Below are 20747 nucleotides of genomic sequence, written 5' to 3'. Positions count from 1 at the left end.
GACTCGTCGGCCCGGGTCACCCACCCCTCGTAGGCCGAACTGCCACAACCAGAGTGACTGATGCACCGACCTCTACCGAGCCCAAGCGCAGTCAGCGCGGCACTCGTCACTCACGAGCACGCCCTACGGCATACGACTCGCCAGCCAGTGCCGGTCCGCCGCAACCGGCGTGGCCCGCGTGCGAGCCGGCCGCCGAAATCAGTGTGCGGGAACGCGATCCCCCGCGAACCCGTCCGCCAGCGCGGTCAGGGTCGGGGCGCAGCCGGCGTCGTAGCGCAGGGTCGCCAGGTCGTCGGCGCGGGTGGCGCCGCGATTCACGATCACCACGGGCCGGCCGGTCTTCGCGGCATGGCGCACGAAGCGCAGGCCCGACATCACGGTCAGCGACGAGCCCGCCACCAGGAGCGCGTCGGCCGCGTCGACCATCGCGAACGCCTCCGCCACACGGTCTTTGGGCACCGACTCGCCGAAATACACGATGTCCGGCTTCAGCATGCCGCCGCAGTCGGCGCAGTCGACCACCCGGAAGTTCGCGGTGTCGGCGACCACCGCGTCGGCGTCGGGCGCGACCTCCACGCCGGTGCGGGCCGGATCGTCGGCGAAACCCGGATTGGCGTGCTCCAGGCGCTCGGCCAGCGTCAGCCGGGAGATGCGCGCCCCGCAGGCCAGACACCGGACCCGCAGGTACGTGCCGTGCAGGTCGATCACCGCGCGCTGCCCGGCCTTGGTGTGCAGCAGATCGACGTTCTGGGTCAGCAGGCCCGTGACCAGCCCCGCCCGCTCGAGCCGGGCCAGCGCGCGATGGCCGGCGTTGGGGCGGCTCGCGTCCATGCGCCGCCAGCCCACGTGATTGCGGGCCCAGTACCGCTGCCGGAAGACCGGGTCACCGACGAACTGCTGGTAGGTCATGGGATTGGTGGGCGGCGCGCCCGGACTGCGATAGTCCGGGATACCGCTGTCGGTGGAGATGCCCGCGCCGGTCAGCACGACCACGCGCCGGCCCGCGAACAGGTCCAGCAGCGGGGCGATATCGGGAGCCGGCTGGGCTCCGGGTGAGCCGGCGTCGGGCATGAACGCAGTGTACGAGCCGTGCGGCGAACGGTGGCGCGGCGACTACCGCCGGGGTCCCACACCCGCGAGGAAGGTGTCGATCAACCGGCTCGCCAGGGCGTCCGGATCCGCGGTGCCGTCCAGGGTGGTGTCCCCATGGACGGTTTCGCCGATCAGCGCGATGTACACCCGGCGCGCCCAGAGCAGGTCCGCACCGGCGTCGATGAGGCCCTCGGTCTGCGCGCGGGCAAGCGCCGCATCACATTTGGCGAACACCTCGGCCTGGATGGCGGCGATCTCGGGATCGGATTCGACGGCGCGGTCGAGCGCGTAGCTCGCGCCGTACTTGATCTGGATGACGTTGGCCGTGGCCTGGTGCAACGCGACCATGGGCGGCGCCGACAGCGGACGGGCGGCGTCGACCGCCGCGTCCATGCGCCGCCACGCGGTGAGCGCCATCGTGCGCACCAGGTCGTCGCGGTTCGCGAAGCGCCGGTGCACGGTGGTGCGCGCGACCCCCGCGGCCTCGGCGATCTGTTCCAGCGTCGCGTTCGGGTTCTCGCTCAACACCCGCTCGGCCGCGTCCAGGATCGCGCGCACGGTCCGTTCGGCGTCGGCGCGCAAGGGTCGGGCGGGCGGCTGCGGCATGGACTCCTCTTCGCTGAGATTCTCCCCGAGAGACTACACCGGGTGACCCTTTCACCCTCAATCTGCAACATTGGTGTTGCATGTTCTGATTAATTCGCTACTCTCGTGTTACCAAGGATCGAAGGAGAACCACCATGGCCCACTCGGGAAGAACAGCACTGGTCACCGGCGCCTCGTTCGGCATCGGCGCGGAGTTCGCGGCGGCGCTGGCCGCGCGCGGCGACGATCTGATACTCGTCGCGCGCTCGATCGAGCGGCTGGAATCCCTTGCCGCGGAACTGCGTAACCGCCACGGCGTCCGCGTCGAGGTCATCGGCCAGGATCTCGCGCACCCGGATGCCGCCACCCGCGTCACCGACGAGGTCGCCCGCCGCGGCCTGATCGTCGACCTCCTCGTCAACAACGCCGGGTTCGGCAGCGCGGGCCGATTCGAGGAGTTACCCGCCGAGAGCGAGCACGACCAGCTGATGGTCAACATCGTCGCCCTGGCCGGACTGACCCGGCTCCTGATCCCCGGCATGCTCGAGCGCGGCGCCGGCGAGGTCGTGAACGTCGCCTCGACCGCGGCGTTCCAGCCCTCCCCCTACTTCGCCACCTACGCCTCCACGAAGGCGTTCGTCCTGAACTTCAGCCTCGCGCTGTGGCGCGAGTACAGCGATCGCGGCGTCAAGGTCCTCGCGGTCTGCCCCGGGCCGACCGAAACCCAATTCTTCGACGTGGTCGGCACCCGCAAGGCCGCGATCGGCGCGCCGATGGGCAGCGCGGACCAGGTGGTGCGGGCGAGTCTGCGCGCCCTGGAACGCAACCGGGGCTACGTGGTCCCGGGCATCGGCAACTTCGCCTCGGCGCACCTGCTCCCCCGCCGCCCCCGCACCCTGGTCGCCCGCATCGCCAAGATCGCCACCCGCCAGGTGGCCGACACGCACGCGCGGGTCTGACCGACGGGCCGGAACCCGGTCGACCCCCGGCCGCTACGACCCGCCACCACCCGCGGCGGCCAGATTTCCCGCGAGAAGCCGTGCGCGCACAGCCAATTCGGGCGGTTCGAGGACCTCGAAGCGGTGGCCCAGCACCAGCACGTGCATCAGCACGGCATCGAGATTGGCTGCCCCGCTGCGGAGTTCGCACGACTCGGCATCGAGGGCCTCGACCACCGCCGCGGCGGGCGGCACCTGGGCGCGGACGGTGTCGGCGGGCGCGTGCACCAGAAACCGCGCCCGCCGGGGATACACCCGGGCCGCGACGCTCTCCTGCACGAAGGCCGCCGCGTCCGGCGCCGGGCGGGCGCGGAAATGCCAGGTGCGCAGGGCGACTTCGCGCATCCGGTCGACCCGGAACGTCCGCCAGTCGGCCCGCTCGAGATCGTAGGCGAGCAGGTACCAGCGCCGATCCGAGGCCACCAGGCGGTAGGGCTCGACGCGGCGCCGGGCCACCGCGTCACCGGCCGGGTAGTCGAACCCGGCTTCGAGCTGATCGTGGCACGCGCGCGCCAGGGTCATGATCGCGTCCGGGTCGACCGGGGACCGGCCGCGATCGAACGATTCGATGGCCTCGGTGAGCACCCGCATCTCGTGCCGCAGCCGCGCGGGCAGCACCCGGTCGAGTTTGGTCAGCGCCCGCAACGCCGCGTCGCCCGCCCCGGTCAGCGCACCGCCCGCACCGACCAGCAGCGCGACGGCCGTGGCGATGGCCTCCTCGTCGTCCAGCAGCAGCGGCGGCAGATCCTGCCCCGACCCGAGCTGATATCCCCCGCCGACCCCCTGACTGGCGTGCACCGGATAGCCCAGCGCGCGCAGCCGTTCGACGTCGCGGCGCACCGTGCGCACGGTGACCGCGAGCCGCTCGGCCAGCTCGGGCCCGGTCCACACCTGCCGCTGCTGCAGCAGCCCGAGCAGGGTCAGCACCCGTTCGGTCGTTCCCCGGTCGTCCCGGTCCGTCATGGCCACCTCACCGAGTGTCCGTGCGATTGCGGACCGATACTGTCCGCTATTGCTGTCAGAGTAGCCGCATGGACGCAGACGAACCGGACTGGAACGCCCTGCTGTGCGACCAGTGGGAGTTCCACTGGAATCACCAGGTGCGGCAACGACTCGAGGGCCTGAGCGACGACGAGTACTTCTGGTCGCCGGTGCCCAACGCCTGGAGCGTGTACCCGCGCGGCGCCTCGACCGCCCCCATCCAGGCGGGCCGCGGCGACTTCACCATCGACTTCGCCTACCCGCCACCGGATCCCGCGCCGTTCACCACGATCGCCTGGCGACTCGGTCATGTGATCGTGGGTGTGCTCGCGGCCCGCAACGCCGCGCATTTCGGCGCACCCGCCGCCTCGTACGAGGACTGGGAATACGCGAGGACCGCGAAACAGGCTCTCGAACAACTCGAAACACAGCTCGGCACATGGATTTCCGGGGTTCGAGCGCTCGGCAGCGACGGACTGGCCGTACCGTGTGGACCCGCCGAGCCCTACCCGGACCTGCCGATGGCCGCGCTGGTCCTGCACATCCACCGGGAACTCATCCACCATCTGTCCGAGGTCGCCCTGCTGCGCGATCTCTACCTGCACACCACGAACGGAGCCGCCCGATGAGCCGCCACCTGCAGATCACCTTCGACGCGCACGACCCGAAGGCGCTCTCGACCTTCTGGCGCGACGTGCTCGGCTATGTCCACCCCGGCCCGCCCGGGGTCGAACTGCCCGCCGGCGCGGACCCCCTGGCGGCGTGGGACGAGTTCCTGGCCGCGCTGGGCGTCCCGCCCGAACACCGCAACACCCGCTCGGCCATCGAGGACCCGGACGGGTCCGGCCCGCGCGTGTTCTTCCAGCAGGTGCCCGAGGACAAGGTCGCCAAGAACCGCGTGCATCTGGACGTGCGCGTGGCGCCGGGCCTGCAGGGCGCGGAGCGGATGGCCGCGCTCGAGGCCGAATGCGATCGCCTGGTCGCACTGGGCGCGAAGCGTCTCACCCGCGTCGAGCCGGAGCCGCCCATGGGGTTCGGCCATATCGTCATGGCGGATCCCGAAGGCAACGAATTCTGCCTGGACTGAGTGCCGGGCGGCGCGGCCGCCACCGAATTCCGGACCGGCACAGCGGGATCGAATCCCCGTGCGACGCGAGAGGCGAACTCGCGCCCGCGCCTCAGTCGCCGAGCAGCGCGCTCAGGCCCCCGCGCAGGAACACCACCTGATCGTCGAGGAACTCGGTCAGTTCGGCGGCGGTCAGCGCGTGCGCCGCGCTCGAATCGTCGGCATGCGCCAGCGCCTGCAGGAACGTCGTCAGGGCCACCGCCCAGCGGCGTTCCAGCCGGGTGGGATCGCTGCCGGGGAAGGTACGACGGACCTGTGCGAGCAGGACGCCGCGCAGGTCTTCCTCGGCGGCTTCGAGGGCGGGGTGAGCCTGCACCGACAACTGGGAAACGATTTTGATCCAGCGCATGCCGCGGGTGCGGTGGTCGTGCAGCAGCGCCCGATAGGGGCCGGTGACCGCGTCCACCAGCTCGGCGGGAGTCGGCGGCGCGGGGCGAGCGCCCAGTACATCGACGTTCGCTCGGATCCGGTCGCGCACGGGCGCGCCCAAGTCGAGCAGAACCGCCGACAGCAGATCGGTTTTCGTGCCGAAGTGATAGTTCACCGAGGCCGCGCCCAGGCCGGCGGCGGCATTGATCGCGCGCACCGACACCGCGTCCACGCCCTCGGCGGCGAAGAGCCGCTCGGCGGTCTTCAGCAGTCGGGTGCGGGTCGTGGCGCCTTGACGATTGGCGGGCGTGAGCATGGATCCGAGCTTGGCACAGGCTCGGCCGGCCTCGAACGTCCGGCTCATCGGACCTCGATCACCCGAGCGCCCATCGGCAATGCGCGCGCACCGCCCGGCCCGAGTCATCCAGCCAGCCCGCATCGCGCGCGTACCCGAGCATCGCGGCGAACCCCTGCTCCCAGCGCGAGCCGGCGGTCAGCGCGGCCCGCAATTCGATCTCCAGGCGTTCGATATCGAGCCAGGCGTGCGTGCCGTCGAATTCCGCCCAGCCGGACAGCGCGGAGCGCAGGAGCTCGTCGTCGCGAGGACCGGTGACCACCACCGACAGGATGGTGAAGTCATCCGGTTCGACCAGGCGCGGGCTCGGCCCGCCGGGTTCGACGTCGAGGTACACAGCGGGCTCCCACGGTAGCGAAAATACTGGATCGGTTGATCCACTGTAGATCGGCAACGCCCATCAGAGTCAAGCGAAGATTCGTTATCCGTCGCGGCTTTTCCGCCCCGTTCCACTCAGCGAGACACTCATTTTTGGATCACTCGATCCATGTTGTCATGAAGGGGCACCGCAGTGAGCCCGCTCACAGCCCCGTCTCGACGAGGAGATACCCGTTCCATGTGGACCCCCAGCTCGATGAAATTCGGCGCCTTCCTGGCCCCGTACCACCCCCTCGACGCCGATCCCGCGCTGCAGCTGCGCCGCGATATCGACCTGATGGAGCATCTGGACCACCTCGGTTTCGACGAGGCCTGGATGGGTGAGCACCACTCCACCGGCGCCGAGATCGTCCCCGCCCCCGACCTTTTCATCGCCGCCGCGGCCGAGCGCACGCAGCGCATCCGCTTCGGCACCGGCGTGGTGTCCCTGCCCTACCACCACCCGCTGATCACCGCCGACCGCATCACCCAGCTCGACCTGCAGACGCGCGGACGGCTCATCTTCGGCACGGGCCCGGGCAAGATCCCCCTCGACGCCCACATGATGGGCATCGACCCCTCCGATCAGCGCCGCCGCCAGGGCGAGGCCCTCGAAGCGATCACCCGGCTGCTGCGCGGCGAGGTCGTCGACATGCGGACCGACTGGTTCACCCTGAAGGACGCGCGCGCCCAGCTGCCCACCTATGACCCCGCCGGAATCGAAATCGCCACGGCGTCAACCATTTCCCCGAACGGCTCGGTGCTCGCGGGCACCCACGGCCTGTCGCTGCTGTCCCTGGCCGCCAGCTCGCCCGGCGGATTCGAGGTGCTCGATCGCAACTGGGGCGTCTACGAGAAGACATGCGCCGAACACGGGCACATCGCCGACCGCGCCAACTGGCGGCTGGTGAACCCGATCTTCCTGGCCGAGTCCCGCGCCGACGCCGAGCGCGCGGTGTCGCGGCGCATCGGCTCGATGGCCGCCTACGTCAACCGCCAGACCGGCCAGAGCCCGGACTGGGCACGGACGCCCAAGGGCATCATCGACCAGTGGCGCAACGACACCCTCGGGGAGTTCGGCCAGGCCATCATCGGCACCCCGGACGAGGCCATCGAGCAGATCCAGCGCCTGATCGACAAGACGGGCGGGTTCGGCACCATGCTCGTGCTGCACGTGGACATGGCGAGCTGGGAGGACACCAAGCGCAGCTACGAGCTGTTCGCCTCCGAGGTCATCCCGCATTTCAAGAACCGCAACCGCGGTCGCGAAGCGAGCCTGCAATTCGCGCAGGACAACCGCGACCTGCTGATCGGGCAGCTGGTCACCGCCATCACCAAGGCCCACACCGACTACTACGGCGCACAGACTGGAGCCTGACCATGCGCGCAACACAATTCCTCGAGGGGCAGTTCTCCGTGGCCGAGGTGGACGCGCCACCGGCCCTGGGCTCCTGGCAGATTCGCATCGACGTGGTGGCCTGCGGCATCTGCGGCAGTGACCTGTCGGTGTCGAAGGACCCCTGCCGGTTCGTGGGAGTCGCGAACGCGGCCGGATACCCGCTGGCCGAGTTCGACACCGACCGACCGGTGGTACTGGGCCACGAGTACGCGGGGATCGTCGCCGAGATCGGCTCCGACGTCACCGATTTCGCGGTGGGCGACCGGGTCGCCGGCATCGGCCTGGCCACCGACACCGCCACCGGAATCCCGACGATCATCGGCTACTCGAACACCTATCACGGCGCGTTCGGCGAACAGATCGTGGTGGACGCCTACTGGGTGCGCAAGGTACCCGACAACCTGTCCCTGGACCATGCCACCCTGGCCGAACCGCTGCATGTCGGCGAAATGCACGTGCAGCAGTCCGGTCTGACCGCCGCCGACTCCGCGCTCGTGATCGGTTGCGGCACCATCGGCCTGGGCGCGATCGTCGCGGCGAAGGCACACGGCGCGCGCGTGGTGATCGCCTCCGAACCCTCACCCGCCCGCCGCGAACTCGCCCGGCGGATGGGCGCGGACATCGTGGTCGATCCCACCGAGCAGGATCCCATCGAGGTGTGGAACGCCCTGGCCGCCGAGGGCAATTCACTGGTGAGCGAGGCGGATTCGGGGATTCTCATCGCCTACGAGTGCAGCGGCCGCGCGGGCGTGATCGGCGAACTGCTGCATCAGCTGCCGTTCAACTCCCGCATCCAGGTCCTGGCCGCGGGGTTCGCCGAGGAGACCATCGTTCCGGTGGTCGGCCAATTCCGGCGCATCGCGGTGAACTTCGGTCACGGCAACTATCAGGAGCCGTACGACATCACGCTGAACCGGCTGGCGGACGGCGTGATCGACGCCGAGGCCCTGATCACCGGCCGCGTCGGACTAGACGGGGTGGCGGAGGCGTTCACCGCGCTGCGTTCACCGCGCGAGCACGTGAAGATCATCGTTCATCCCCGCGGCACCGCGGACTGAACGATCCTTGGAACGATGACGGGCTCCGAATTGTCCTCTCCCATCACTGATCCCCGCGCCGGGACGGTCGACGGCATGCTGCGCCGCAGCGCCGCCCGCCATCCCGGCCGGGTGGCCGTGCGGTTCGCGGACCGCGCCTTCACCTATCGCGAACTCGACGACGCCGTCACCCGGGCCGCAGCCCGGCTGCGGGGGCTCGGATCGACGCCGGGCGACCGAATCGCCGCCTACGGCACCAACTCCGATGCCTACGTCATAGCGTTTCTGGCCGCCGCTCGCGCCGGGCTGGTTCACGTCCCGATCAACTACGCCCTGCGCGGCGACGAACTGGCGTATCTGCTCGAACAGTCCGGTGCGCGTGCGGTACTCGCCGATCCGGAACTGACCGCGCACCTCACGCCGGTACTGCCGCCGGGATGCGCCGTGCTCCCGCTGCGGGACGCGGCCGATTCCCTGCTGGACACCTCGGCGGCGGGGCCGGTGCCGCCGTGGGAGTCCGGGACCGCCGACACCGATCTCGCGCAGCTGCTGTACACCTCGGGCACGACGTCGAAACCCAAGGGCGCCATGATGACTCATCGCGCTCTGGTGCACGAGTACACCAGCGCCATCGTCGCGCTCGACCTGGACGCGGCGGACAACCCGCTGATCTGCATGCCGCTGTACCACTCGGCGGGCATGCACGTGTTCATGCTGCCGTACCTGGCGGTCGGGGCCACCGTGCGGCTGCTGCCCGTGCCGGACATTCCCGAGATCCTGCGCACGGTCGAGGCCGAACGCATCGGTTCGCTGTTCCTCGCACCGACCGTCTGGGTTCCGCTGGCCACGCACCCGGGGCTGGACGAGCACGATCTGTCCTCGCTGCGCAAGGCGCAGTACGGCGCGTCGATCATGCCGGTCACCGTGTTGCAACGGCTGCGCGACCGCTATCCGGCACTGGGCTTCTACAACTGCTTCGGGCAGTCGGAGATCGGCCCGCTGTCGACCGTGCTGCGTCCCGCGGAGCACACGGACCGGCCGGACTCGTGCGGGCGTCCGGTGCTGTTCGTGGAGGCGCGGGTTGTCGACGCCGCCGGCGTGGACGTTGCCGCGGGCGTGCCCGGGGAGATCCTGTACCGCTCACCGCAACTGTGCCTGGGTTATTGGGAGAACCCGGAGGCGACCGCGGCCGCGTTCACCGACGGCTGGTTCCACTCGGGCGATCTCGTGGTCCGCGACGCGGAGGGCTTCATCACCGTGGTCGACCGGATCAAGGACGTGATCAACACCGGCGGCATCCTGGTGGCCTCGCGCGAGGTCGAGGACGCGCTCTACACCCACCCGGCGGTGGCGGAGGTGGCGGTGATCGGCACCCCGGACCCGCGCTGGATCGAGGCGGTGACGGCCGTGGTGGTGTTGCGCGCCGACACCGACGCGGTCGCCGCCGGCGACCTCATCGCGCATGTGAAGGAGCGGCTCGCCCCGTTCAAGGTCCCGAAGATCGTTCGGTTCGCGGAGTCGCTGCCGCGCAACCAGAGCGGCAAACTCCTCAAACGCGAACTGCGCTCCGGAACGGTCTCGCCGGGGTGATCGAGCTCGCCGGGAGTCGAACCGGCTCCCAGCCCGCCTAGTCGGCGAGCCGTGCCGCGTGCCGCACGACCGGCACGGCCGCGCGCGGCTCGTTGTCCTCGCGCTCGTCGATCACCAGGTCCGGGTGCAGGCGAGCGTGAATCCGAGTGAGCAGTTCGCTCGTGCGGAAGGGCTTGGGGAGATAGTCGGCGGCGCCGGCGGCGAGCGCGCTCTCGATCACACCGCGGTCCGGCTCGGCGGACACGATCATGATCGGGGCGTCGCCGGTGATCCGCAGTCGCCGGCACACCTCGACGCCGTGCAGATCGGGCAATCTCAGGTCCAGCAGCACCAGGTCCGGATGCCAGCGCTCGGACAGGGCCAGGGCCTGGTGCCCGTTCGGGGCGTGCATCGAGTCGTATCCGGCGGCCGAGAGCACCAGCAGCGCCATCTCGGCGGTGGCCCGGTGTCCTTCGACGACCAGCACCCGCGCGAGGGCGGGATCGGATTCCCGATGGGGATGGATGAGCGGGCGCGGCACTCGCCGGGCGGAGAGCTGGTGACGGTTCATAGTGTTGCCCTTCAGTAACGGGGGACCCTGCAACCCGAACTCGATCGCACCCTGCGGACTCCCCCACCCCTGTGGGATTTGTCCCGAATGCCAGATCTCGAACCCTAGGCGTTCCAGTTACTGTCCAGCAATGAAAAGCGGATATCAGATCTCCGGATAGACCGGATCGTCCTCGTCCCGTGACACACCACTCCGCTGCCCCGCACTTTCGTGACCACACCGAGTCCTGGACGTCCCCCGCAGTTCACCTCGGAGTCAACTCCGAGTCCCGAACACCGGTTCCGAACCTCAACCGGCCGAGTCGGCCGTGGACGCGCGCGAGACGAGCGGCGCCGGGCATCCCCCGAATGGAATGCCCGGATCCACCCCGACGGTCAGTCGCCGTCGAGCTCGGTGTTCGCGCGGCGGACGGCGTCGTGGGCCGCGGCTTCGGCGGCGTGGCGGTCGTCGCGCATGCGGGTACGGGGGCGATCGATGCCCTCCATGTCCTCGCGGTCGGCGGGTTCGTAATCACCGCCGGAGTCCTCGCGAGCGAGATTCATGTCCCGCATTTGATCGTGCCGTTCGGCGCGGTGGGCGGCGGCGCTTTCGGCGTCGGCCTTGCGCCGGGCGTCCTGGGACAGATTCTGCTGACGCTTCATCGAGGTGCCTCCGGAGTGTGAGGTGTCCGTCCCGATCAGAAACAACCCGACCAGTATGCGCTCGCTGTTCGCACCCGGACCGGACCCGAGTCCATCCCGCAATCGAAGGCCCCGCACGCCCGGGGAGCGAGCACTCCTGCGGGCGCCGGACCGCGAAACCCTAGGGGCAGGGCACGCTGCCACTTGCCGAGCCGCTCATCGAGCCGATGACCATCTTGAGCAACGCGTCGAACAGACCACCGGAAATGAATTCAGCCATGGCAGAGCTCCTATCGAAACAATCGTGTCAGCACTGATCGCTGACGGTTCGCGGACTGCACGCTACTGCACGGATCGAGACGTCATCATCTTTTGCAGGAAAACACTAGTAATTACTTCCCACACACCGGTGATGCACGTCATTTCCAGGCGTTTTGACTGATTCGACCGGTTGTCTACACGAATCACGTCGAATCTAAACGGCCTCCGAATAATCCCATTTGATGAGGTTTGCCCGGATGCAAAATCGCGAAACCGTCCACCGGCGAGAGCCGATCCGCGGGCGTATCCGTCCGGTCCGGACCCGGATCTGTCCGGACCGGAAAGTACGTTTTCCCGGCGCGACCGGGCGATCTTCCACCGGCACCCGAAACGGACTGGACATCCAGTGCAAATCTGATGTGGCACCGGCGAAGACCGGAGCAACTCCCCAACACAGTTCGACCGAGAAGGACACGCTCATGCTTTCTGGATTCACTCAGCTGTTCAACAACCTCACCCTGTTCGGCGGCGACCTGCTCGGTCTGCACATCGGCTTCTGATAGCCCCACCCCCGAAAAGCCCGTACGGCCGCATTCCTCCCGGCCGTGCGGGCTTTCCGCATTTCCGAATACGATCAGCGCGCGCAGGCGGCGGCCAATTCCGGACGCCATTGCCGCCAATCCCCGTCGAGTTCGGAACCCACGCTCGCCGCGCACACCCGCTCGGCCGCCGCCGACGCGTCGGTGTTCAGCCAACTCAGCACCGCGTTGCCCCCGCCCGCGCCGAGCATCCCGGTGGGACTGAACTGCACCCGCCAGCGCACCGTGCCGCGCGGCACGATCGAGGCGCCCATCGCCTCCGGCGCGGCGGGATCGGCGATGGACCACAGCCGCACGGTCTGATCGTCCGCACCGGTGGCCAGCGACCGCGCCCCGGGATCGAAACTCACCGACCGGATCGCGCTCGAGTAGCCGCCGAGTGCCGCGAGTTCGTCGGCGCGATCGCCGTCCAGGCGCGCCACCCGCACGATCTGATCGTCACCACCGGTTGCCAGGAGTGTGCCGTCGGCGCTGATCGAGAGCGCGTTCAGGCTGCGGTGGTAATCGGCCAGCACGGTCGAGGTGCGTTGCGCCGCGGCCAGATTCCAGCTGTGCACCCGCCCCTCGCCCGATACCGCGTACAAACGTGTCCCGTCGGGCGCGAAGGCCACCGCGTTCACCCACCCGCCCGGCCCGGTCAGCGCGCTGTCCTGCGCGACCGGCCGGTCGCGATCGCCGAGGTCCCAGATCTGCACGCTGGTGTCGGTGAGCGCGGTCGCCAGGTGGCGCGAGTCGGGCGAGAACGCGATCTCGTGCGCGTAGCGCGCCTGCGGCAGGTCCAGGGTGGGCAGCGGCCGGGGTGCGGTGCGATCGGCGAGGTCGAACAGCAGCACCGGCCCGCTGTCGACCAGGCTCACCGCCAGGGTGCGGCCGTCCGGCGCGAGCGCGAGGTTCTCGACCCGGACGTCCGCGGGCATGGGCGCGGCGGCGATCGGGCGCGGGGTCGCGCCGGTGGTGTCCCACAGCAGGACGGTCCCGTCCCACGACCCGGTCGCCATGAGCGCGCCCGAGGCGTCGAAGGCGGGGGCCTGCACCTGCGCGGTGTGGCCGGCGAGTTCGGCGGGTGAGAGCGTCCAGACCTGCAATTCGCCGGATTGGCCGCCGGTCAGCACCCGGCCCTCGTCCAGGAAGAGGGCGGCCGCGAGCGCACCGCGGCTGCCGCCCATGGGTTTTCCCACCGGCACCGGCCGGCGGGGATCGATCACGCTCCACAGATCGGCGGTGCCGTCCCGCCCGGCGGTGACCAGGGTCCGGCCGTCCGGGGCGAAGGTCACCGACCAGACCGCCGCGGTGCGCGCGGGCACCGGCGGTCCCAGCGGCGCCGCGTTCGCCCGGTCGCGCATCGACCACAGCTGGAAGCTCTGGTCGTCGCTGCCGGTGGCGAGCACGCTCCCGTCGGGGCTGAAGGCGACGGCGTGGATCGTCAGGCGCTGCCCGGCCAGGGGTGCGCCGAGCGCTCGCGCGGCGGCGGGGTCGGTGACGTCCCACAGCCGCGCTGTCCGGTCGTCGCTGCCGCTGGCGAGCGTGTTCCCGTCCGGTGCGAAGGCCAGGGTGCGGATGGGCGCGTCGTGTCCGGTGAGCGTGACGGTCGCCCCGGACGCCAGATCGTGCAGGCGGACCGTGCGGTCGTCCCCGGCGGTGGCGATCCAGCGGCCGTCCGCGCGCACCGCGACCGCGTACACCGCCCCGCGATGCCCGAGGTCGATGGTGTCGGCGCGCACGGGATGAGCGGGGTCGGAGACGTCCCAGCGGTGCACGCGCCCGGAAGCCGTGCTGGCGAACAGCGTTCGCCCGTCGGGCGAGAAGGCCACCGACGCCACCCAGGCGTCCGCGGGCAGCGCGGCGCCCAGCGCGGTCAGCCCGCGGGCGTCGTCGCGCCGCCACAGCCGCACCGCGTTGTCGTAGCCGCCCGAGGCGACGATGCCGTCTCGGGATTGCGCCACACCGTAGATCGCGCCCTCGTGCGCGGGCACGGTGGCCGCGAGCGGGGCGGCCTGCGAGGCCAGCAGCAGGCCGCGGGCCTGCGGATCATCGGGCCGTACGGCGGTGGCGACGAGTGCGAGCTGCGCCGATTCGGTCGGGTCGCCGGCCTGGTTGTGCTGGGCCGCGGCGACCAGCGCGGCGAACTGCGCGTCTTCGCGCTCGCGATCGGCGAGCCGGCTCTGTCGCATGGACACCACGGCCAGCACCGAGGTCACGATCGCGCCGACGACCAGGAACAGCGCCAGCGCCCGTTTGCCGAGCACCCCGCGCCGCCGTACCTGCTCGGCCGCATCGAGGAATTCGATTCCCAAGGGGGACAGCACATTCGGCATGCGGGACCGTAGGTCACTCGCCACCGCGAGCCGGGTCCCCTGGTACAGCAGCGAGCGATCGCGCCCGGCGCCCGCCCATTCCTCGACGTCGGTGTGCAACCGGTGCCGCACGATCGCGTCCTCGCGGTCCTCGTCCACCCATTCGGCCAGGCGCGGCCAGGCGCTGAGCACGGCGTCGTGCGCCAGGGAGGTGCCGGACGCGTCCTGGGTGAGGATGCGGGCCGCGACGAGCGTGTTCAGCACGGTGCGCGCCGAGTCCTGGTCCGGGCAGCGCCGAATCAGGCTCTCGCGCTCCACGTGCCGGCCCACGGCGGTGCCGTCGGCGGCCGGGGTCACCAGTTGCAGCAGCAGGATGCGGGTGGTCTCGCGTTCGCGGGGGTCGAATTTCTCCCACTGCTGTTCGGCGCTGGTGGCGATCGCGCCGCGCACGCCGCCGGCGCGTTCGTAGGCGCGCACGCTCAGCAGGTCGCCCTCGCGGAATTCCCAGGTGCTGCGCAGGGCGTGGGCGAGCAGCGGGAAGGTGCCCGCGCGCACGGCCCGGCCGCCGCCGCGGACCCCGAGGTCGGCCAGGATGAGCTCGACCAGCCCGTCGCCCAGGCGCAGCCCCACGCGCCGGGCGGGTTCGACGATGGCGGCGGTCAGTTCGGCGACGCTGGGCGGGCCGAGCAGTATCTGATTGCGTTCGAGCAGCGCGGCCAGGGCCGGGAAGCGGGCGGCCTGGGTGTAGAAGTCGGCGCGCAGGGCCGCGACCACGCCCGCGCACCGGCCGGGCAGCACCGGGCCGCCGGTCACCAGGGACGCCAGGACCTCGAGATAGCGGCTCGCGGCGTCGTCGTCGAAGGGCGGCAGGAACAGCTCTTCGAGCTGATCGACCACCAGCACATATGGTTTCGAGTCCGAGGCGCGTTCGGCGGCCCAGTCCGCGAGCGCCCCGGCGGCGACCGCGCCGGGTGTGACCGGCAGCACGTCGAATTCCGCGCGCACCCGGGCGGCGAATCCGGCCTGCAGCAGCGAGGATTTCCCGACGCCGGAGTCGCCGACCAGGATCAGCGGTTCCCCGGTGCCGAGGTTCTCGGTGAAGCGGGCGCGCAGCGTCTCGATCTGGTTCTCGCGCCCCGCGAAGTACTCCGCGTCGGTGATCGTCAGGGCCGCCAGTCCCGGGTACGGGCAGATCGCCGGGACCGGCCCGGCCGGTGTTCCGGTCCGCTCCTGTTGCGCCCGCGACCAGAGTTTGTGCCAGCCGGTCATCGAATACAGTTCCGGCAGTGCGGGATCGGGCCGGCGCGCCTGCGCGGCGGGCACCAGCACGCCCAGCACGGCGGACAGGCCGTCGAACTTGGCGGGCACGCTGCGCCCGAGCCGCCAGTCCGAGATCCGCTGTGCGCTGATCTCGCGCCCCTGCGGATTGCGCACCCGCAGCTCGCGGGTGGCCCGCATGCTGATCACGCGCAGCGGCGGCGCGCCGGCGGCGGAGTACAGCGCGTCGAGCCGCTGCGCCAACTCGCCCCGGGCACTGGTCGTCACTGTTCGCACCCTTCGAATTCATACCGATCGGTTTGTGCGTCGATCCTCGATGCTACCGACGCTCGTCCGCGCCGCCGTCGGCAGATCTCCGCTGGCCACGGACTCGCGGGGATGCCGCGGGCGAGCCGGGCCGACCCGCCGGGCCCGAGCCGTTCGCGGCGAACCGGACTCGGGGCGAGGTGCGCGCGGGCACGCCCGCGCTCCGGCACATCCGGCGCGAACGATGCACGTTCGCTGCAATCGCCGGATTCGCGCCTACAGTCGAGGGATGGGCATCCAACGTTCCAGCGTGGTCGACGCGCCATTGGCGGAAGTATTCGACTGGTTCGCCCGGCCCGGGGCCTTCACCCGGCTGGTACCGCCGTGGCAGCCGATGACCCTGATCTCGGAGGCCGAGTCGCTCGCCGACGGCCGGGCCGTCCTGGGACTACCCGGGGGTCTGCGCTGGGTCGCGCAGCACGACGCCGCGGCCTACGATCCGCCGCACCGGTTCGCGGACGCGGTCGCCGTGGACGGCGTGGCGTCGATGCCGGCCGGAATCGCGATGCGCTGGCGGCACATTCACGAGTTCGAAGCCGTCGACGCGACGCACACGCGGGTGATCGACCGGGTCGAGACGCCGATCCCCGAGGCCGCGCTGCGGGCCACGTTCGACTACCGGTACCGGCAACTGGCCGACGACCTGGCCGCGCACCGGCGGGCGGCGCGGCACGGATTCTCGGGGTCCACCATCGCGATCACCGGCGCGTCCGGCCTGGTCGGCTCGGCGCTGGCGGCGTTCCTGAGCACCGGCGGGCACACCGTGATCCGGCTGGTGCGCCACGCACCGCGCCACGCGGGCGAACGACGCTGGGACACGGGCGCTCCCGCACCCGATCTGCTCGACGGGATCGACGCGGTCGTCCACCTCGCCGGGGCCTCGATCGCGGGTCGATTCACCGAACAGCATCGAAAAGACATCCGGGACAGCAGGATCGAACCGACGCGCCGGCTCGCCGAGCTGGCGGGCCGCGCGGGCGTGGGCGCTTTCGTGAGCGCGTCGGCCGTCGGGTACTACGGCTACGACCGCGGCGACGACGAGCTCACCGAGAACTCCACGCGCGGTGACGGTTTCCTGGCCGACGTGGTCGCGGACTGGGAGGACGCCACCGAGCCCGCCGCCGCGGCGGGCACCCGTGTGGTCCGGGTCCGGACCGGGATCGTGCAGTCCCCGCGCGGGGGCACCCTGCGCCTGCTGCGCCCGCTGTTCGCCGCGGGCCTGGGCGGGCGGATCGGCGACGGCAGGCAGTGGCTGCCGTGGATCGGCGTCGACGATCTCGTGGACGTGTATCACCGTGCGCTCTGGGATGATTCGCTGTCCGGCCCGGTCAACGCGGTGAGCCCGAACCCGGTGCGCAACGCCGAGTACACCGCCGTCCTGGCGAAAGTCCTCCATCGCCCCGCGTTCCTGCCGGTCCCGACGTTCGGCCCGGCGCTGCTGCTGGGCGAACAGGGTGCCCGCGAACTCGCCGCCGCGAGTCAGCGGGTCCTCCCGGAACGCTTGGCGAAGGCCGAACATCGTTTCCGCACAGCCGAATTGGATCCCGCCCTGCGGCATCTGCTCGGCAAGTAGCGGGCGACCCGAGCTCGGGACCGCGAACGCACGCCCGCCACGCACCACCGGCGCGGCGCGCCTGGTGGCCGGGACAGGCCCGGCTGCGGGTGCCGGCCGGAGCCGAACCCCTGTGGACGCACCGATATTCGGCGGCCCCGGCCGCGTGGACCGGGTCCCGCTGACATCCTCCAAGAAAAGCACTGCGGCACAGCGAAACCCGGGCCCGGACCGTGTGGTCCGACCCGGGTTCCGGTGTATCGATCAGGCCAGGTCGAAGCGGTCGCTGTCGACGACCTTGACCCACGCGGCGACGAAGTCGTTCACGAAGCGCTCGCCCGAATCCTGCTGGGCGTAGACCTCCGCGATCGCCCGCAGCTGCGAGTGCGAGCCGAAGACCAGGTCGTTGGCGGTGGCGGTCCAGACCGCCTTGCCCGAGCGGGAGTCGACGCCCTCGTAGACGTTCTCCGCGGTCTCGGACGCCTTCCACTCGGTGTTCTGGTTCAGCAGGTTGACGAAGAAGTCGTTCGTCAGCACGCCCGGGCGGTCGGTGAAGACGCCGTGCTCGGAGTCGCCGTAGTTGGCGCCGAGGGCGCGCAGGCCGCCGACCAGCACGGTCAGCTCCGGCGCGGTGACGTCGAGCAGGTACGCCTTCTCCAGCAGCAGCCGCTCGAGCGGGGCCTTCTCACCGGGGCGGACGTAGTTGCGGAAGCCGTCGGCGCGGGGCTCGAGCACCGCGAACGACTCGACGTCGGTGTTCTCCTGCGAGGCGTCGGTCCGTCCGGGATGGAACGGGACGGTGACGTCGTATCCGGCGTCCTTGGCGGCCTTCTCGACGGCCGCGGACCCGGCCAGGACGATCAGGTCGGCCAGCGAGACCTTCTTGCCGGATCCGTTGAACTCCTGCGCGATTCCCTCGAGCACGGGCAGCACCTGAGCCAGCGCGGCGGGTTCGTTGACCTCCCAGCTCTTCTGGGGCTCGAGCCGCAGGCGAGCGCCGTTCGCGCCACCGCGCTTGTCGGTGCTGCGGAAGCTCGAGGCGGCCGCCCACGCGGTCTTGACCAGCTGCGCGACCGTCAGGCCCGACTCGAGCACCTTGGCCTTGAGCGCCGCGATGTCCTGCTCGCCGATCAGCTCGTGATCGACCGCGGGCACCGGGTCCTGCCACAGCTGCTCCTCGGGCACCCACGGGCCGAGGTAGCGGCTGATCGGGCCGAGGTCGCGGTGCAGCAGCTTGTACCAGGCCTTGGCGAAGGCCTCGGACAGCTCCTCGGGGTGATCGAGCCAGCGCCGGGTGATCTCGCGGTAGATCGGATCCTCGCGCAGGGCCAGGTCCGAGGTCAGCATCGTGGGGGTGCGCGCGGGACCGCCGAACGGGTCGGGGATGGTGCCCTCGCCCGCGCCGTCCTTCGGCTTCCACTGGTGCGCGCCCGCGGGGCTCTTGGTCAGCTCCCACTCGTAGCCGTACAGGTTCTGCAGGAAGCCGTTGCCCCACTGGGTCGGGGTGGAGGTCCATACGACCTCGAGACCGCTGGTGATGGCGTCCTTGCCCTTGCCGGTGCCGTAGGCGCTCTTCCAGCCCAGGCCCTGCTGCTCGATCGAGGCGGCCTCGGGTTCGGCGCCGACCAGCGCGGCATCGCCGGCGCCGTGGGTCTTGCCGAAGCTGTGGCCTCCGACGATCAGCGCGGCGGTCTCCTCGTCGTTCATCGCCATGCGGCCGAACGTGTCTCGGATGTCGCGCGCGGAGGCGACCGGATCCGGCTGGCCGTTCGGGCCTTCCGGGTTCACGTAGATCAGGCCCATCTGGACCGCGCCCAGCGGACCCGACAGTTCGCGGTCACCGCTGTAGCGCTCGTCGCCCAGCCAGGTGTCCTCCGGACCCCAGAAGACCTCCTCGGGCTCCCAGACGTCCGCGCGGCCGAAGCCGAAGCCGAAGGTCTGGAATCCCATGGAGTCCAGGGCCACGTTGCCGGCGAAGACCAGCAGGTCGGCCCAGGAGATCTGGTTGCCGTACTTCTGCTTGACCGGCCACAGCAGGCGGCGGGCCTTGTCCAGGTTGGCGTTGTCGGGCCAGCTGTTGAGCGGGGCGAAGCGCTGCGCGCCCTGGCCGCCGCCGCCGCGGCCGTCGGCGATGCGGTAGGTGCCGGCCGCGTGCCAGCTCAGGCGGATGAACAGGCCGCCGTAGTTGCCGTAGTCGGCGGGCCACCAATCCTGGGAATCGGTCAGCACGGCGGCGACGTCGGCCTTGAGGGCCTCGACGTCGAGCTTGGCGAATTCCTTGGCGTAGTCGAAGTCCGCGCCGAGCGGGTTCGACTTCGACGAATGCGCGTGCAGGACCGAGAGATCGATCTGCTCGGGCCACCAGTCCTGGTTGGTGCGCGGGCGGCCGTTCTTGGCGGTCGGGGACGGGATCGCCGGGTTCTCGCTCTCGCTGGCGTTACCGCCGGTGACTGGGCATTCGGAGGTCACAGTGTTCCTTCCTGAGGGTGATTGCGGGCTGCGATCAGGTAAGTGGTGAATCATGTTGTGCCGCGGCACAATCGGGGCACAGACCCCAGTAGATGACCTCGGCTTCGTCGATCGCGAAACCGTGGTCGTCGGAGGCGGTGAGGCAGGGGGCCGCGCCGACCGAGCAGTCGACGTCGGCGATGGACCCACACGTGCGGCACACGACGTGGTGGTGGTTGTCGCCGACGCGGGACTCGTAGCGCGCCACCAGGCCCGAGGGTTGGATACATCGCAGGAGCCCGGCCGCGGTGAGGGTGCGCAACGAGTCGTACACCGCCTGGTGGGACACCGCGGACAGGTTCGCACGCACGGCACGGATGATCGAGTCGGTGTCGGCGTGCGGTTGGTCGTGCACGGCGCTCAGCACTGCCACGCGTGGAGCTGTCACGCGCAGCGAAACCCCTCGCAACATCTGCTGGAATTCCATGGCCGTGGGCACGCTCGCCAGTCTCGCCGCTAATCTGGAATGAGTCAAGTATTTGATTCGCGCCGCGCCGAAACCGGTTCCGCCGACCGGAATCGGCGCGGCGGCGCGCGGACCGATCGTCCCGCAAACCCCGACCCGCGGCGGCGGAACGGACTAACGTTGGCCTATGGCGACCAAAGACGTCACGGTTACCGTGACCATGGACGAGGACGAATGGCGCGATCTGCGCGCCGCGGCCGAGTGCGCCGGGATGCCGCTGGAGGCGTACATCCGCTGGGGTGTGCGACTACTGGCGGCGCCGCCGCGCCCCGGTAAGAATCTCGGCCGCGGACCCCTCGAACGCAGAGCGACACGGCGCCGGATCGCCGATCACGCCGACGAGTCCGAGGCCGCTGCCTGGACCGAGACGTTCGCCGAGCGCCTCTCCCACCACAGCGAGCAGTACCGCTGACCCGCGCCGGCC

General features: G+C 70.6%; 19 protein-coding genes. 9 read left to right on the top strand and 10 right to left on the bottom strand.

What is annotated here, in order from left to right; genetic code table 11:
- Positions 1 to 198: 198 nt before the first annotated feature.
- Together ACWIGI_RS30625 and ACWIGI_RS30620 are read right to left on the bottom strand one after the other, a co-directional pair.
- Positions 199 to 1071 (bottom strand): NAD-dependent protein deacetylase, encoded by an 873-nt coding sequence (locus ACWIGI_RS30625; protein WP_454206167.1) that lies wholly within the window; start codon positions 1069 to 1071, stop codon positions 199 to 201.
- A gap of 42 nt (positions 1072 to 1113) precedes the next feature.
- Positions 1114 to 1698, bottom strand: a complete 585-nt coding sequence (locus tag ACWIGI_RS30620) for a TetR/AcrR family transcriptional regulator (protein WP_454206165.1) — start codon at positions 1696 to 1698, stop codon at positions 1114 to 1116.
- A gap of 134 nt (positions 1699 to 1832) precedes the next feature.
- Here ACWIGI_RS30620 and ACWIGI_RS30615 point away from each other — a divergent pair, with 134 nt between their 5' ends.
- Positions 1833 to 2636, top strand: a complete 804-nt coding sequence (locus ACWIGI_RS30615; protein WP_454206163.1) for an SDR family NAD(P)-dependent oxidoreductase — start codon at positions 1833 to 1835, stop codon at positions 2634 to 2636.
- 33 nt (positions 2637 to 2669) lie between these two features.
- On the opposite strand, the gene ACWIGI_RS30610 is transcribed toward ACWIGI_RS30615, so the two are convergent.
- Positions 2670 to 3638 (bottom strand): helix-turn-helix transcriptional regulator, encoded by a 969-nt coding sequence (locus ACWIGI_RS30610; RefSeq protein ID WP_454206300.1) that lies wholly within the window; start codon positions 3636 to 3638, stop codon positions 2670 to 2672.
- Between the two features lie 68 nt (positions 3639 to 3706).
- Between ACWIGI_RS30610 and ACWIGI_RS30605 the strand changes: the two genes are divergently transcribed.
- Complete coding sequence (locus ACWIGI_RS30605; RefSeq protein WP_454206162.1) at positions 3707 to 4285, top strand: DinB family protein; 579 nt, start codon at positions 3707 to 3709, stop codon at positions 4283 to 4285.
- A complete protein-coding gene (locus ACWIGI_RS30600) occupies positions 4282 to 4743 on the top strand; it encodes a VOC family protein (RefSeq protein ID WP_454206160.1) in 462 nt (153 codons plus the stop codon). The genes ACWIGI_RS30605 and ACWIGI_RS30600 overlap by 4 nt, the downstream gene beginning before the upstream one ends.
- Positions 4744 to 4834: 91 nt before the next feature.
- Here the strand turns inward: ACWIGI_RS30600 and ACWIGI_RS30595 are convergent, their stop codons facing one another.
- Both ACWIGI_RS30595 and ACWIGI_RS30590 read right to left on the bottom strand, forming a co-directional pair.
- On the bottom strand, positions 4835 to 5515 hold the full coding sequence (locus tag ACWIGI_RS30595; protein ID WP_454206158.1) for a TetR/AcrR family transcriptional regulator: 681 nt from the start codon (positions 5513 to 5515) through the stop codon (positions 4835 to 4837).
- 10 nt (positions 5516 to 5525) lie between these two features.
- Positions 5526 to 5843 (bottom strand): hypothetical protein, encoded by a 318-nt coding sequence (locus ACWIGI_RS30590; RefSeq protein WP_454206156.1) that lies wholly within the window; start codon positions 5841 to 5843, stop codon positions 5526 to 5528.
- Between the two features lie 219 nt (positions 5844 to 6062).
- Here ACWIGI_RS30590 and ACWIGI_RS30585 point away from each other — a divergent pair, with 219 nt between their 5' ends.
- The 3 genes from ACWIGI_RS30585 to ACWIGI_RS30575 are packed head-to-tail and all read left to right on the top strand — an operon-like array spanning position 6063 to position 9889.
- Positions 6063 to 7241 carry an LLM class flavin-dependent oxidoreductase gene (locus ACWIGI_RS30585; protein WP_454206155.1) on the top strand — a complete coding sequence of 393 codons (1179 nt, stop codon included), beginning with the start codon at positions 6063 to 6065 and terminating at the stop codon, positions 7239 to 7241.
- Between the two features lie 2 nt (positions 7242 to 7243).
- Positions 7244 to 8320, top strand: a complete 1077-nt coding sequence (locus tag ACWIGI_RS30580; RefSeq protein ID WP_454206154.1) for an alcohol dehydrogenase catalytic domain-containing protein — start codon at positions 7244 to 7246, stop codon at positions 8318 to 8320.
- 15 nt (positions 8321 to 8335) lie between these two features.
- Positions 8336 to 9889 (top strand): fatty acyl-CoA synthetase, encoded by a 1554-nt coding sequence (locus ACWIGI_RS30575; protein WP_454206153.1) that lies wholly within the window; start codon positions 8336 to 8338, stop codon positions 9887 to 9889.
- A gap of 37 nt (positions 9890 to 9926) precedes the next feature.
- Here the strand turns inward: ACWIGI_RS30575 and ACWIGI_RS30570 are convergent, their stop codons facing one another.
- On the bottom strand, positions 9927 to 10439 hold the full coding sequence (locus tag ACWIGI_RS30570) for a response regulator (protein WP_454206152.1): 513 nt from the start codon (positions 10437 to 10439) through the stop codon (positions 9927 to 9929).
- Between the two features lie 374 nt (positions 10440 to 10813).
- Positions 10814 to 11080: a hypothetical protein gene (locus ACWIGI_RS30565; protein ID WP_454206150.1), complete on the bottom strand. Its 267-nt coding sequence runs from the start codon at positions 11078 to 11080 to the stop codon at positions 10814 to 10816.
- A 497-nt stretch (positions 11081 to 11577) separates the two neighbouring features.
- On the opposite strand from ACWIGI_RS30565, the gene ACWIGI_RS30560 reads away from it, so the two are divergent.
- Positions 11578 to 11880 (top strand): hypothetical protein, encoded by a 303-nt coding sequence (locus ACWIGI_RS30560; RefSeq protein WP_454206149.1) that lies wholly within the window; start codon positions 11578 to 11580, stop codon positions 11878 to 11880.
- Between the two features lie 74 nt (positions 11881 to 11954).
- Here ACWIGI_RS30560 and ACWIGI_RS30555 read toward each other — a convergent pair whose 3' ends face one another.
- Complete coding sequence (locus ACWIGI_RS30555) at positions 11955 to 15758, bottom strand: NACHT and WD repeat domain-containing protein (protein WP_454206147.1); 3804 nt, start codon at positions 15756 to 15758, stop codon at positions 11955 to 11957.
- A gap of 268 nt (positions 15759 to 16026) precedes the next feature.
- On the opposite strand from ACWIGI_RS30555, the gene ACWIGI_RS30550 reads away from it, so the two are divergent.
- The gene (locus ACWIGI_RS30550) at positions 16027 to 17370 is read left to right on the top strand and encodes a TIGR01777 family oxidoreductase (protein WP_454206145.1); all 1344 of its coding nucleotides are present in this window, start codon (positions 16027 to 16029) and stop codon (positions 17368 to 17370) included.
- Positions 17371 to 17613: 243 nt separating this feature from the next.
- Here ACWIGI_RS30550 and katG read toward each other — a convergent pair whose 3' ends face one another.
- Both katG and ACWIGI_RS30540 read right to left on the bottom strand, forming a co-directional pair.
- The gene (gene katG, locus ACWIGI_RS30545; protein ID WP_454206144.1) at positions 17614 to 19872 is read right to left on the bottom strand and encodes a catalase/peroxidase HPI; all 2259 of its coding nucleotides are present in this window, start codon (positions 19870 to 19872) and stop codon (positions 17614 to 17616) included.
- Entirely contained in the window at positions 19853 to 20269 is a 417-nt protein-coding gene (locus ACWIGI_RS30540) for a Fur family transcriptional regulator (RefSeq protein WP_454206298.1), read from the bottom strand. Before ACWIGI_RS30540 ends, katG begins: the two co-directional genes overlap by 20 nt.
- 181 nt (positions 20270 to 20450) lie before the next feature.
- Here ACWIGI_RS30540 and ACWIGI_RS30535 point away from each other — a divergent pair, with 181 nt between their 5' ends.
- A complete protein-coding gene (locus ACWIGI_RS30535) occupies positions 20451 to 20735 on the top strand; it encodes a hypothetical protein (RefSeq protein ID WP_454206142.1) in 285 nt (94 codons plus the stop codon).
- The last annotated feature ends 12 nt before the right edge of the window (positions 20736 to 20747 follow it).

Source organism: Nocardia sp. NPDC055321, from assembly GCF_053645575.1.
The sequence above is the reverse complement of the archived record's forward strand: the minus strand, read 5'-3'. Positions and strand labels throughout refer to the sequence as shown.